The organism is Clostridium tepidiprofundi DSM 19306 (assembly GCF_001594005.1).
GTDB lineage: Bacteria > Bacillota > Clostridia > Clostridiales > Clostridiaceae > Clostridium_AC > Clostridium_AC tepidiprofundi.
Genome location: NZ_LTBA01000049.1, coordinates 1 through 14,978, shown reverse-complemented (window position 1 = coordinate 14,978; position 14,978 = coordinate 1). Strand labels below are relative to the sequence as shown.

Annotated in this window: 11 protein-coding genes; all 11 read right to left on the bottom strand. The window is 27.2% G+C overall.

Translation table 11 applies throughout. The features are described 5' to 3' along the window. Positions 1-541 precede the first annotated feature (541 nt). Positions 542-940, bottom strand: coding sequence for a reverse transcriptase family protein (locus CLTEP_RS11940; protein ID WP_066827008.1), 399 nt, complete (start codon positions 938-940; stop codon positions 542-544). An 830-nt stretch (positions 941-1,770) separates the two neighbouring features. Then, the gene (locus CLTEP_RS11935; RefSeq protein ID WP_066827007.1) at positions 1,771-3,150 is read right to left on the bottom strand and encodes a lipopolysaccharide biosynthesis protein; all 1,380 of its coding nucleotides are present in this window, start codon (positions 3,148-3,150) and stop codon (positions 1,771-1,773) included. Between the two features lie 20 nt (positions 3,151-3,170). Next, the gene (locus CLTEP_RS11930; protein ID WP_066827006.1) at positions 3,171-3,737 is read right to left on the bottom strand and encodes an acyltransferase; all 567 of its coding nucleotides are present in this window, start codon (positions 3,735-3,737) and stop codon (positions 3,171-3,173) included. 22 nt (positions 3,738-3,759) lie between these two features. Beyond that, positions 3,760-5,148, bottom strand: coding sequence for an O-antigen ligase family protein (locus tag CLTEP_RS11925; RefSeq protein ID WP_066827005.1), 1,389 nt, complete (start codon positions 5,146-5,148; stop codon positions 3,760-3,762). A 304-nt stretch (positions 5,149-5,452) separates the two neighbouring features. Further along, entirely contained in the window at positions 5,453-6,652 is a 1,200-nt protein-coding gene (locus CLTEP_RS11920) for a hypothetical protein (protein ID WP_066827004.1), read from the bottom strand. A gap of 341 nt (positions 6,653-6,993) precedes the next feature. Next, positions 6,994-8,187 (bottom strand): alkaline phosphatase family protein, encoded by a 1,194-nt coding sequence (locus tag CLTEP_RS11915; protein ID WP_066826998.1) that lies wholly within the window; start codon positions 8,185-8,187, stop codon positions 6,994-6,996. 155 nt (positions 8,188-8,342) lie between these two features. Further along, entirely contained in the window at positions 8,343-9,500 is a 1,158-nt protein-coding gene (locus CLTEP_RS11910) for a glycosyltransferase family 4 protein (RefSeq protein ID WP_066826997.1), read from the bottom strand. Between the two features lie 12 nt (positions 9,501-9,512). After that, on the bottom strand, positions 9,513-10,571 hold the full coding sequence (locus CLTEP_RS11905) for a glycosyltransferase family 4 protein (RefSeq protein ID WP_066826996.1): 1,059 nt from the start codon (positions 10,569-10,571) through the stop codon (positions 9,513-9,515). Positions 10,572-10,581: 10 nt separating this feature from the next. Further along, a complete protein-coding gene (locus CLTEP_RS11900) occupies positions 10,582-11,634 on the bottom strand; it encodes a mannose-1-phosphate guanylyltransferase (RefSeq protein ID WP_066826995.1) in 1,053 nt (350 codons plus the stop codon). A gap of 247 nt (positions 11,635-11,881) precedes the next feature. Then, the gene (locus CLTEP_RS11895) at positions 11,882-12,832 is read right to left on the bottom strand and encodes an NAD-dependent epimerase/dehydratase family protein (RefSeq protein ID WP_066826994.1); all 951 of its coding nucleotides are present in this window, start codon (positions 12,830-12,832) and stop codon (positions 11,882-11,884) included. Positions 12,833-12,864: 32 nt separating this feature from the next. Continuing rightward, entirely contained in the window at positions 12,865-13,518 is a 654-nt protein-coding gene (locus CLTEP_RS11890; RefSeq protein ID WP_066826992.1) for a sugar transferase, read from the bottom strand. Positions 13,519-14,978 lie beyond the last annotated feature (1,460 nt).

Genomic DNA, 14,978 nt, shown 5'->3' with positions numbered 1-14,978 from the left:
TTTACTTCGTTTTCTCCGAAGAGTTTCTTGAAAATAAAATCATTCAAAGGTTTTAATCTCTCCATTATATCACCCTTTCCTCTACTTATATTATATCTTAATTTTTGTTGTATTTTCACTATCTTTTAAAAAGTATTTGTATTTTTTATTAATACAAATTCTACGATAAAAACAAGAAATATTGTTCGCTTCCCCTAACGAGTAAGGTTGAGGGTGAAGAGATAGTCCAGTGAACTCGTTTTGCTAAAGCAAAACATCGGAACTTCAGGTGGAGACTCTACTCCACCTGAAGCAAAAAGCTTCAATCTCCCACTTATAGAAGTGGGAGTCTTATAGAATCGATAAAAGCAACAAAGATTGTTTGCTTCACTTCAAGTCTTTGTAAGGTACCTGTTCATTACAAAAACTGCAATACAGTTTTTGTTGGTACAATATCAGAAGATATCAAAAATAGGATGCTTGGCTCCAATTGAATATTGGAACCAAACATCCATATATGCATGAATTTTAATTAAATTACCTGTCCACTATTGAAATGTCACTATTTAGGTCTGAATCCAAAGGAACTATCTATAAAATCCTGCTCATAAATTGTTGTTAGTAGCTTATTAATAGCTAATTGAACAATTTTATCCTCATATGAGGGTATGCCTAATATCCTTTTCTTATGTGTACCTGGTTTTGGAATATATGCTCTTCTTACTGGTTTAGGTTTATATTTTAATCCTTTCATTCTTTCTATTAAATTTTCGATATTATTTTCTAGATTTACCTCATATTCATTCTTTGTTACTTCATCTATTCCTGTCGCCTTATTCGGCTTAAGTTCATTGTAGCATTTAATTAACATTTCTTTGTTAATCAAATGTATTAATGAAGTAAATTTCTCATTTGGTCTTTCTTTAGCTATTTTCGCTATCCTTTGAAGTTTTGTATACACCATTTTCCTCCTCTGTGTGTAAGGTGATGTTTCCCTTTTCAAGGGCAATAATATGTTACATCCTTTCCTCCACAGGCATTACCCTGTTTCATCAGTACTATGATGTAATCCGACTACTCAACTATCTTTTGGTTTTTTCTTTTATACTTGTCCATCATACCCATCTCTGTATATGAGAATAGTTGAGTTCTCCCAAGTTCATCTCTGTATATGAGAATAGTTGAGTTCTCCCAAGTTCATCTCTGTGTATGAGAATAGTTGAGTTCTCCCAAGTTGACGTGATGTAACAATATCTGACGTGCCGTGTCCTACGACTCCGGGTAAGCTAAATCATTCTTACCATAACGAATGTTTAGTACTGTCTTCTATGCAGACCAACATATTGACCTTATCCAACTAGGTATTTCGGAGCTATCAACTTCAACCTCATTCGGCTTACGGCCCACCAGTTTGCTGTCTACGCTTAGCCCTTTGAGTCACCCCAAACAACTCAAAACTCGCTAATAACTGTTGGTTAAACTTTGTCATGCAGGATTTTCAAATGGTAGTGTTTCTTTATTTTTTCATGATTGACTGTTGATTAAACTTTGTCATGCAGGATTCTCACTTGCTATACATCACGCCCTTTGCTTGGCGAACGGTCTGACTCCTTTGCGAGGGCGCTTGCGACCGAGCTTGCTACCAATAATAAATAAACTTTTCATCACTATTCCCTCCTTGCAAAATGTGTTTCCTTAGTCTATTAGCACATTTAAATGAATAATCTACAATTAAAATTTTATTGTTTTTTGTTTTCCAAATTATTTACATATTAAGTTGATAACATTGACCTAGCGAGGGCGCTTGCGACCGAGCTTACCGATATTTGTAAAAGTTCTAATTTCTTGACTGAACAATATGCAAACCAAACTAAAAAATATACTTAAATAAATGATAAATCCTAAAAATGCATTATTTAATTTAGCAGTTATTAAAAAACAAATTATGTTTGCAAATATGAAAATATATTCTTTTCTTGTTAATTTAACTTCTTGAAAATGTTTAGATGAATATATTAACCATATATAATATGACATAGTTGTTCCTACTGCAATTACTAAAATATCATTAAAAATTAAAATTGCAATAACATTCAAAATACTTGCATTAATCAACATAATAAATACAGTAATTAAATATTTTTTTGCTTGTTTACTTGCTTTATAAAGATTGACATAAATAGCTAAAATGATAGTCATAGGAGGAATACATAAAAATAATATCTTTATGATATCCAATGCATTTAAATATTCATATAAAAACACTTGGATTATTCTCGTTAAAATAAAATATGAACTAATAAATAACATGCTGAGAATTATACCAAACGTTTTAACCTTGCAAATAAATTTAAAGTTATTTGGCTTTTTAGCTAATCTAGGATAAAAAGTTGAAGATACATAACTTACAAATACAAAAACCAATGTAATCAATGACGTTGCAAATGAATAATAAGCAAAATTTATATCATCAAAATTTGCTAAAACAAACCATCTATCAATAGTAAAAAAAAGATTATTTATCAAGTTTCCCAACATAATAATTATACCTAATGAAAAAATAATCTTAATATTTGAAATGTTAATTTTACTACATGCAAAGAATGTACTGGTTAATTTAGGTATATTAATCAATATTATTATAATGTAAGGTATTATAATCCCTATTATGAAATATTTCTCGTTTACATTTTTAAATAAAATACATAATAAAACCACTATGCTTAACTTTAATATACTTTCTAGCTTGACAATAAAAGAAAATTCTTTAAATTCTCCGACCGCTTTATTAATATGTTTAATAAGAAGTACAATATTCTGAGTAAATCCTAATATAGCTAAGCACACACATATATATTTTTTTATATAAATCCCAATCAATAGCATAGGAAAGAATATGAAAAATTGAAATACTACAAAAAATTTAATTTCTCCAATTAAACCATCATTTTTCAATTCTTTATAATTTCTTCCACCATATTTTATATACATTCCATCTATAAATCCAATAGATAAAATATTCAAATATGATGCTACTAATGTAAACTCTTTGTAAGTTCCATATTGGTTGACACTTAAAACTTTAGGAATAAAAAAAGTTTGAATTACTCCAACTAGTATTGATAATATTGCAGCTATAGAAACTTTTCTCATATCTCTTATTAATGACATATTCTAACACCACTTTAAATTTAATCATTCCAAAAATATTTTTTACGACTTTCAATAATTATTTCCTTATTTCTTCTAGGGTCCTTTAAATATTCTCTCCATTTAAAATTCTTATTTGTATTTATTAACTTATTCGCATATTCATCAATAGTACATATAACCTTTGCTGGGTTACCAGCCACAATTGTTCCTTTAGGTACATCTTTAGTAACTATACTCCCTGCAGCAACTATAGAATTGGGACCTATCTTTACATTGGGCATTATAATTGATTTTGCACCTATAAAGCAATTATCAAATATTTCTATACTTCCTACTTTATCTAATCTTCTTTCTAGTTTGAGATATCTACTTATTAAAAAACAGCTATTATCATGAGTAATAAATGTCACATCAGATGCTATTTCAACATTATCATGAATCGAGATTAAATAAGGTTCATTCCCAAAATCAACAGTAGTAAAACTACAATTCTTTCCTACATAATACAAAATATTTCTCTTTTTAATAAAATCAGCTCTTTTTTGGGGACCTATTAACTTTAATACCATTCTTAAAAATACTCTTTGAACTTTCCTACTTATCATAATATAACCTCTTTTCTATAGTTTACAGCAGTAAATATTCTTCAAGTTCTCCATTAAATAATACAAGTATACATATTATCACAATGGTATTGGGATTAAAAAATACATCCAACCATAATTGTGGAATTAAAAAAACTATAAACAATATGAAGAAATTATGTTTACTTTTTTTATTACGAACTTCAAATAACAAATTTATTTCAAACAAAAGCAATAAAAACAATCCTACTATACCAGATTCAGCCAATGTAGTTAAAAAAACATTATGAGCAATATGAGGTGTGCCAAGGTAATTTGCAGATAATTTTATTAATGTACCTACACCAGTACCTAAAATAGGAGACATTTCAAATACATTTATAGCAGCTTTGTACACATCAAATCTAGGATCATGTTTTATACTGCTAAATCTCGAAATAATTGATTGTAAAATTTGTATATTTTTAAAATTATACGATAAGCACCCTAAAAATATTATGCCTAGTAATATATTTATTGATATGAACAACATTCTTTTCTTATAACCCTTTTTTAAAAATATAACAGTAATATATATCGAATATGTTAACATAATCAATAATAATCCCGTTCTCGATAAAGTTAGCATAATATATAGATTTAAAATTATAAAATTCAATATCCTTAACTTTTTTTTTTGTTTTTGCAACTTTATCAAAGTAACAAATATAGCACATACACAAGCTATGGACATATAATTTACATCAGTATAATACAATGCCAAATATTGTCTGTTTAATACTGAAGTTGATGATTGATCTAAACTAAAAAGTAATTTATTAATAATGCTAGGATACATTAATATTCTAACTATAAAACCACTTACAATTAGAACCCCCCACCCTTCAATACCTGTCAATAAACATGATACAATAGCTTGTTTACTTTCCTTGCTTAAATATAAACTTATTATTATTAAATATATAATCAATGAAACAAAAATCCATAAATTTTTCATTACAATAAATACAGTTATCCCCTTAAATAAAGTAAATATTACGTTAATAATTAAATAGCATACAAAAATTATTAGTGAAAAAATTGATCTATTTCTTAAAAAAGTTAAATTAAAATTCTTATATACAAACAAAGTTGAAAATAGAGCAATCAGCAGTATAATATTACTCAAAGACAGGTTCCCAATAATATTAGGTTCTACCATAATACTTATTGACGTTATTAATGCCAATCTATCATACTTGTTGACAGCTTTCATTAACAAAACAATAGCTATAATAAATATTAATGCAAATATAATATTTATACTATTAAATCTAATATATATATAATTCAACGAAGCCCCAAAAATTATTAAATACAAAAATTTCAATTTATCGGTATTCATTACTTTATTAACATATATCCTGTATTCCAACTCATTTTTTATACACATTTCATCCACCCTCTATAATCTTAATTTTCTTATATTCTTTAGATGAGCAAAAATCATTACAGTGAACTCGTTTTGCTAAAGCAAAACATCGGAACTTCAGGTGGAGACTCTACTCCACCTGAAGCAAAAAGCTTCAATCTCCCACTTATAGAAGTGGGAGTCTTATAGAATCGATAAATTACAAATGACTTGACAACTCAATTTGTAATACTGAATTTTACTGTTTTACTGTATTAGATGATACTTAAGAATCATACTGAAATGTCATTTTACATTTAATGGATTGAAATTTGTTCATTTGTAGTTATATTAATGAATATGGATATTTGCTTTGGTACAAAGTTACTATATCTTTTCTCTTACTCAAACAAATAATCTTTTTTTCAATTTTCTCATTTATCAAGCAGTTTTTTACTTCTTTGATAAATTCATTTAATTGAATAAATAATTCAGCATTATCCATAGAAATTGACTTTATAAAGATTCTAATATCCTTCTTAATCACCAAGCTAAAATATATATTCCAAACAAACTTTTTTATAGTAGACATATTTTCTCTAAAAAACTCATCTTCTATATAAAAGTAAGCTTTTCTTAGTACGCACTCTGTTGCACCATCTGACATACTCCCTATTGAACATTCATAAAAATTTTCTATAATTTCTATTAAAATTGCATTCGTATAATATATGTATTTTTTCATAATATCAATGAAACTATTGTTTGTCTCAGGTATATAAGGTTTCTCCTTGTAGCAATAACATTCATTAATGAATGTTAAAAACTCTTTAGACTTAATAATTTTAGTAAAATATCTATATTCCTTGCCACTGTACTCATTAATAAAATCGATCCTTTGTTTATATGAAGTTTTTGTTATATTGTTATAGTACAAAATTATTGTGAGTAAATCTAAAGAATTTCTACAGATAGCATATAAATTTATTGTTCTTGACAAATTATTATCTTCAAATTGCAAGTTACTAATTATTGCATAGTGTCGGTATAATAGTATGTTATGAATGTCTTTCTTATCAATAACGAAATCTTTCTTAATTTTGCACATTTTGTCTTTATACTTTTTAACTATTTCTTCATTGAACTTACCATTATCTCCATAAATCAATTTAGAATTTGTAATAGTTTCATACATCAATAAAGTATCTTGATTATTAAACATTTTAACTGACAAAAAATCAACATCAACATGAAAAAAAGGTGTTTTTACTGGAGAGTTATTGTATTTGTATTTTATACGTTTTTGTATTTTTTTCTTTCTGAACTTATTAATATTAACATCCTTTTTTAGTATTGCAAAAAATTCCAAATCACTTAATAATTTCAATTCATTATTTATATTTATATACGATAACTCTCCTCTACCTCCACTTCCAGTTAATATCAAATATTCTACATCAGGTACTAAATTTAATATTTCACATTTTATATCATTAATTAAATACTGAATTTGACTTTCATACATTAATAAATTTGCATCAATCATTACATGCTGCTCCTTTATAATACTTTATCATTTCTGCAAAACTCCCATTTCTGTAAATTAAAAACTAAAACTTTTTGCCTTAAGCGAACTCGTTTTGCTGAAGCAAAACATCGGGACCTCAGGTGGAGACTCTACTCCAGCTGAAGCAAAATCTTCAATCTCCCACTTATAGAAGTAGATTCTTGTAAAATCGATAAAATTTTAAATAGAATAGAATCCGAAAAAATTTCACCAATTTTATATATCTAACACTTAGGTATTTTTAAAAAAATAACTAGTCCGTATGCTAATCTAAAATTTCTTACTTTGAATATTCTTAAATTTTAATAATCATGAATACTCTACCCCTTTAAATATTTATTAATAAATTTACTCAAATCCAAAGAACTATATTCTTCATCTAATTCAAAATTATCATTACTTAAAATAGCACAAATTCCATATTGTTCTTTAATGCCAGGAGCATATCCGTGATAACCCCTCATTTTCGTATAACCAAAATAATTTGGCGAAAATGCAACCCCATTATTTAACACAAAAATAAAATCTCCAAAATCATTTGAACCAAATCCATGCAGCCGTCTTTCACTATTACTAATCTTTGTTCCTGGTAACTTTTTAAAATAATTTTCTATTTCTTTCAATAGTTCTTGTCCATTATCATTTAAAAATTTAGCTTGAAAATATAATGAATCATAAAAATATATAATATCTTTACCAAAATATCTTGAAAATTCATTTTCAAATTTTCTTAGATTTACGTATTTTCTAGCAGTTGTCATACCATGATCTGAAAGTAAAATAATCTTTTCATAATTATTTTTTTTGGCTTCAATAATTATATCAACTAGCATTTTGTCATATAATTTCAATATTTCATTATATTCATTTGCTTCTGTTCCATAATAATGTCCATAATAATCTAACGTATAAAATGATAAAAATACATTATTACTTTTATAGACTTTATTGCATAATTTATCTTTCAGAGTTAGTATTCTTTTACTTATTTCTTTAGGCAACTCACTGTCTAATTCTTCTAAGTAAACATCATATGTTTCCCCTAAATATACGCCTTTCTTAGCTAATTCTCTAAAAAAATATTTCCCTTTTTTACTGAAATATTTTCTTCTATCGTACGGAATCATATCATCAATTTTTAAAACTAATTTTCTAAACACCTTTCTAAAAAATTCCATTCTCGTTTTTTCAAAAAATACATCAACAGATTTCAACATATGTCTTTCTTTTTGTACTTCGCAATTTGAATTAAACTCATTTCTATCTTTTTGTACTTCTGTATGTAACCTAAACTCATATCCATCTTTTTGTACTTCCGAATGTAAATTAAACTTATACTCTCCAAAAAAACCAACATAATCAGGATACTTTCCCTCAAACATTAAATAATGTAGATTAACGCTATATCCATATGAAGGTCTAATTTTAGATACCTTTAGTTGATTAATTATATTAGGAAAATAATCTATTTTCTCAAAAGGCAATGCATCTACAAATATAATAAGTTTTTTCAATGTATCCCTTCTTTCTACTTCAATTCGTAATTTAGATTTTTATCATACATATTACAACGAAAAAATGCAGTATGCAGAAATTTTCATAGTGAATATTAATAAAAAAATATATGACATTAAATATTTATATCGCATATTACGAATTGAAGTTCTTTCTAAATGCTAGAAATAATATCTACTATATTATTATTAAAATTATCTATGGTGAAATTCTGTAAATATATTTTTCGCGATTCTTTACCATACTTATTTATTAAATCTCTGTTTTTAATTAAAGTTTTCATATACTTTGCTAATTCCTCACCATTTTTCATACTAAAAACAAATCCATTTTTGTTATGCTTAACAATATCAGAACTTCCTCCAGCATTTGATGATATGATTGCTTTTCCCAAGCAACACCCTTCTAATAATATAGTTGGAAATGGATCATGTTCTTGAGAAGAAGATATTAGCATATCAGATTTACCTATTATTTCAACTGCATCATCTCTAAATCCTAGGAATTCAACATAATTATATAAGTCATTTATTTTCACATATCGTATTAATGAACTTAAATACCTACTATCATCTTTGCTTCTAGGACTTCCTAAAAACTTCACTTTAAAATTTGTTAATTTATATTTATTTATCAATATATTCACTGCTTCTAAAACAGTATTTTGCCCCTTCCACCTTGTTATAAAAGCAGGTTGTACAAATTCCACAAAATCATTACTTTTATTTAATGATATGCTCTTAACTCCTATATCTTCAATACCATTATTTAATATTATAGTTTTGTATTTTATACGTTCTGAATGGCAACTACAAACATGATTTGAAACACATATTATTTTATCTATATACTTTAATAATTTATTATCCAGTAAAAATTGCCTTATTTTAGACCTCTGATACCCATGTTCATGCCATATCACTTTAGTATTCTTCATTATTTCTTTTATGTTATAAAATATAATTAGTGGTCTCAAATTGTTTAGATAAATAATATCCGGCTTAAATTTATCTACCTCAATTTTTACATTATTAGAATCTTCCTTTAATTTGATATAATTTTGAAAAACGGAAATAACATTTATTATTCTTTTTCCCATAAACATAAAGCTATTTTCTTTTAATTCCTTTCTGCCCTCTCTATATAATTTAACTCTAATTTCATTATTTTGTAACTTTTCTTCTAAAATTCCTCCCGAACCTAACAAACATAAAATATCATGTCCATCTTCTTTAAATGCTTTTGCACTATTATAAAATATTTTTTCTGCTCCACCCCAAGAACCATATTCATTAATAAGTAATATTTTCATATTCTACTCCCTCTATAATCTTAAAATTTCTCCAATAACTTTAATAATTGTATCAGTTGAAAATATTTCTTTACCATATTCCCATGCTCTTTTTGATAATTTCTTTTTCTCTTTTTCTGACAGATTAAAATATTTTTTTATTTTATCAGTAAAATCTTCTGTATTCATCCGTTCAACCAAATATCCACTAATACCATTTTCTATTTGTTCTGCTAAAGCACCTACATCAAATGCAACAACTGTTCTAGAATGTCTATATGCTTCAACAACTACACCCGACTGCGTTGCCGATATATATGGCAATATAACTAAATCCGCATTAGTAAAAACTTCTTCCATTTCTTTTACCTCTATATAGTCATCCTTTATAATTACATTTTCATATTTCATTAAAATTTCCTTATATACTTTTGATTCTTCGCTAAATTTTCCTACAATATAGAAATTATAATCTTTTAACTCCTCAGCAAATTTTTCAACCAGATGTATCCCTTTATACGGATTAACTCTTCCAAAAAACAAAATATTTTTTTCCCATCTATCTTTATTATCATAGTTTTTCCACTTTCTCCATAACGGCACACAATATAAATTCCCTTTATAATTATAATAATTTTTAAATTTATCCTTATATTCCTTATTATGTAATACTATATTAAAAATCTGATTGCAAATGAACCTATTATATTTTTCAATATTTTTCGTGCTTTTCTCATTTTCATGCGGGAATGGATCATGTACAGTATGTATAATTTTAACTTTATTCTTCAATAATCTTATAATAATTAAATTCCACACATGAGAACTAATAAAATATATAACATCTACCTTCCTTAAAATACCTAATACTTTAATAAGCTCTCTAATATTGAATGTTTTAATTTCTATTCCAGGTCTATCTGGAGAATTAATCAATATATTTTCTTTACATATATCTGTATTTGTTATAACTTTAGAACTTCCCAAGGTTATAACCTCATTTTCTAACTCTTTCATATCTTCATACAATGTATATAAATATTCTTGCATATCATAATTATTCGAAAAACTAACTAATGCAATTTTCTTCATCTTTTTCTCCTTATATAGCTACTTTCTCTTTAACTTTTTTTATTCTATCCACATTCTCTTTTTTACCAACAATAATATATCCATCATTCTCTACAATAAAAATATCACTTAAACTATCAATAATAACTCTATTACCATTGCAAACAATCATATTATTCTTACCTTCCAAACAACAACCATTTCCTATTACAACAGAACCATCCCTATCTTTTTTCCAATACCTCTCAATAGCACTCCAACTACCTACATCATCCCATCCAAATTCACCAGGAATAACATAAATCTCCTCTGCTTTTTCCATAATTCCATAATCCACTGAAACTCCATCAACATATTCATACTTCTCTTCAAGTACTTTATCATATTCTCTTTCAGATGTTGTCGCAATTTCTGAAATAACATCAAAAGTTTTACTCAAATATTTTTTGGTCAAACTCAAAATATTATATGTTTTCCAAATAAACATTCCACCATTCCATAAATAATGTCCATCATCTAAATATTTTTTTGCCATTTTTTCATTAGGCTTTTCTACAAATCTATTTACACTCAAAATCTTTCTACCATTCTTTATTCCACTTATTCTATCAAAATTAATATATCCATATTCAGTTTCAGGTCTATTAGGCATAATTCCTATTGTAACTATAGCTTCATGATTATCTTCAACATATTCTTCTCCAGCTTTTAATACATTCAAAAATTCTTCATTATCTTCAATCAAATGATCAGATGGAAGAACAACTATAGTTGCATTAGAATATTTTTTATTAATACAAAATGCAGATAAAACTATGCATGGTGCTGTATTTTTGCCATAAGGCTCTATAATAATATTGTCATGTGGTATATTAGGTAACTGTTCTTTTACTAAATCAACATATTGCTTACCAGTAACAACAAAGACTCTTTCTATTGGAATTAATTTTTCTATTCTCTTGACAGTCATCTGAATCATCGTACTATCACCAAGTAAATTTAAAAATTGCTTCGGCTTTTTTTCAGTTGATAGTGGCCAAAACCTTGTTCCTTTTCCGCCTGCCATAATCAAAGCACATAACATGTTCTCCCCTCCTGTAGTGAACTCGTTTTACTAAAACAAAACATCTGAACTTCATGTAAAGACTCTACTCCCCTGAAGCAAAACACTTCAATCTCCTAATTATAGAAGTTGAAATCTTATGGAATCTATATCTACACTAGCCTTTGTATTATAAACAAGAATGTATATAATACTTATACCCAAACTGATACAAAAGCAGAAAACATAGGAGAATTAAAAACAAGAATGTATATAATACTTATGTCCTCTACTCACTCATAGCAACTTCTCCCATTCCCTTATAAATTTCTCTATAATATTCAATGGTCTTTCTTAGACCTTCTTTAATCTCATATTCATTACTAAATTCAAGTTTGTCTTTAGCTTTCTTATTATCTAAATAGCTATGCAAAATATCTCCTTTTCTTTCTTCGCTATAATTCACTGACATACTACTTTCAAAAATTTCTTTCATACTTTTATACAATTCATTTACAGTTACTGCTTGATTCGTACTTACATTAATTATTTCATTATCTCCATTCTTTAAAGCATTCAAATTCGCCTTAACTATATCCTCTACATAAATAAAATCTCTCGTTTGTTCACCATTACCAAATATTGTAGGTTGTTCTTTTTTTAAAAATTTATCCAAGAAAATCGATACAACTCCACCTTCTCCCTTTGGCTCCTGCCTAATTCCATAAACATTTGCATACCTTAAAATAGTATATTTCATACCGTACAACTGTGAATAAACTTTGATATAATGTTCTGGTGTGTGCTTTGATATCCCGTAGAAAGAAATCGGATCCACTTTATGCTCTTCATCGACTGGTAAATATTCTGGATCACCATATACCGCAGCAGACGAAGCATATACTATTTTTTTAGCCTCCCAATTTTTACAACATTCTAGCACATTTATTGTTCCAACTATATTTATAACTGCATCCTCAGCAGGATTTCTTAGAGACTTTTGGACATCTATCTGAGCAGCATGATGAATAACAATTTCTGGTTTTTCAACTTCAAAAACAACATTTAATCTTTCAACATCTCTAATATCACACAAATAAAAACTCGCTTTACTATTTACATTTTCTATTTTACCTGTTGATAAATTATCAATTACCGTTACATCATATTTTTCATCAATAAGCCTATCAACAACATTAGAACCAATAAACCCTGCTCCCCCTATCACCAATACCTTCATTCTGCACATCTCCCTTATTTTATTCCTTAAATTTATCTTGCTCCACTACCTGTAAACACTACAGTCACAGTTTTAAAAATTATTTTCATATCCATGATAAAATTTCTCTCTCTCATATATACCATATCCCATTCAAGCTTTTCTTCTGGGCTCATATCATATCCGCCATTCACCTGTGCAAGTCCCGTGAGTCCTGGTGTTACTAATAATCTTCTTCTAAATGGAATTCCTTCATTCTCAAATTTATCATAAAACACTTCTCTTTCAGGTCTTGGACCTACTATAGCCATATCCCCTTTCAATATATTCCAAATCTGTGGAATCTCATCAATTCTAGTTTTTCTAATAACCTTACCAACTTTTGTCACCCTAGGATCATTTCTTTTTGCCCACTGCACACCATTTTTCTCTGCATCTATACTCATACTCCTAAGCTTATATAACTTAAACTTTTTCCCGCTTTTTCCTAGCCTCTCTTGCGAATAAAAAATAGAACCCTTTGATTCTATTTTAATGAATATAGCAGCCAAAATTACCAATACAACTCCTATTGGAAATGCTATTAGACATAATATTATATCCAATAATCTTTTAACCTTTTCATATACTGGTTTATCCAAACTATGCTCAATCCCTAGCACTTCAGGAGACGTATTTAGTGAAACTCCTTCCCTCACCTCTGCCATTGTCTACTTTCCCCCCATATAACATACAAACTTAATAATTTCTTCAATTCGTAATATGCAATATAAATATTTAATATCATGGTTATCTCACAAAAAGTATTTTAAATAGAAACTCATCACTATATATGCATAAGAACCAATTTCATAAATACTATATATTGTATATTTGAAATTTATCCATAGCTTATTGTGGTTTAACCATATCATATATTTTTTTATTAATATTCACTATAAAAATCTCTGCATACTGCATTTTTTCGTTGTAATATATATGATAAAAATCTAAATTACGAATTGGAGAATAATTTATTAATCAACAAAGATAAATCTACAATACGTGATCCATTGTCTTGTAGTGCGATAAGTAGATTTATTAATCAATATAAAGATAAATCTACCTTTAGTAAACTCGTTTTGCTAAAGCAAAACATCGAGACTTCAGGTGGAGACTCTACTCCACCTGAAGCAAAAGCTTCAATCTCCCGCTTATAGAAGTGGGAATCTTGTAAAATCGATCAAACACTGCTCTAAACCTTCCATAAATTTCAAACATTATTTTAAGTCTTATAAATGAGCAAATTCCAATCCATTAAATGTAAAATAACATTTTAGTGCGATTCTCTAGCATCATCTAATATAGGGAAACAGTAAAATTCAATATTACAAATTGAGTTGTCAAGTCATTTGTAAATTATTGTAATGATTTTTGCTCATTTAAAGTTAAGTCTTATAACAAATACTATGAAAACAATGTGTTTTAACTCTTACAACAAATACTATGCAAAACAATGTGAGAAATATGCATATACTGTAAGAATAATTTACACCAATAGCTTTTTCATACAATATCACAGCAATATCAGGTGATAAACAAATTTCTATCGCTAATAATGAAAAACATATTAAAAGTATTTGAACAATTAAGTAATGTGTACCCCTATAATAGGCTCATTAATTTCTAGTATTCTACCTGCTCGTATTTAAACAATTAAATGACGTGTACCCTCGTCTCCAGCACAAAGTATTTTATATAAAATACAGAAAATTCCTCCCGTAAAGTTTCACCCTCTCATTTATAAAAGTAAGGATCTTGTAAAATCAGTAAACTGAAACATTATAGAAAAATAAAAAAACATGGAATTCCATGTTTTTTTATCAAATATCCTTTTTATCAAATATCCTTTTTATCAAATATCCTTTTTATCAAATATCCTTTTTATCAAATATCCTTTTTATCAAATACCCTTTTTATCAAATATCCTTTTTATCAAATATCCTTTTTATCAAATATCCTTTTTATCAAATACCCTTTTTATCAAATATCCTTTTTATAAAACTATAGTTGAGAAAATTTCATAACATATATTTACAACTGAATAATTTTATAACTTCAATTCGTAATATGCACCATAAATATTTAATATCATGGTTATCTCACAAAAAGTATTTTAAATAGAAAC

What these genes read in the sequence shown, in the direction of transcription:
- CLTEP_RS11935 (WP_066827007.1), bottom strand. Translation starts at nt 3,150, where the DNA reads ATGTCATTAATAAGAGATATGAGAAAAGTTTCTATAGCTGCAATATTA.
- CLTEP_RS11930 (WP_066827006.1), bottom strand. Translation starts at nt 3,737, where the DNA reads ATGATAAGTAGGAAAGTTCAAAGAGTATTTTTAAGAATGGTATTAAAG.
- CLTEP_RS11925 (WP_066827005.1), bottom strand. Translation starts at nt 5,148, where the DNA reads ATGTGTATAAAAAATGAGTTGGAATACAGGATATATGTTAATAAAGTA.
- CLTEP_RS11920 (WP_066827004.1), bottom strand. Translation starts at nt 6,652, where the DNA reads ATGATTGATGCAAATTTATTAATGTATGAAAGTCAAATTCAGTATTTA.
- CLTEP_RS11910 (WP_066826997.1), bottom strand. Translation starts at nt 9,500, where the DNA reads ATGAAAATATTACTTATTAATGAATATGGTTCTTGGGGTGGAGCAGAA.
- CLTEP_RS11905 (WP_066826996.1), bottom strand. Translation starts at nt 10,571, where the DNA reads ATGAAGAAAATTGCATTAGTTAGTTTTTCGAATAATTATGATATGCAA.
- CLTEP_RS11900 (WP_066826995.1), bottom strand. Translation starts at nt 11,634, where the DNA reads ATGTTATGTGCTTTGATTATGGCAGGCGGAAAAGGAACAAGGTTTTGG.
- CLTEP_RS11895 (WP_066826994.1), bottom strand. Translation starts at nt 12,832, where the DNA reads ATGAAGGTATTGGTGATAGGGGGAGCAGGGTTTATTGGTTCTAATGTT.
- CLTEP_RS11890 (WP_066826992.1), bottom strand. Translation starts at nt 13,518, where the DNA reads ATGGCAGAGGTGAGGGAAGGAGTTTCACTAAATACGTCTCCTGAAGTG.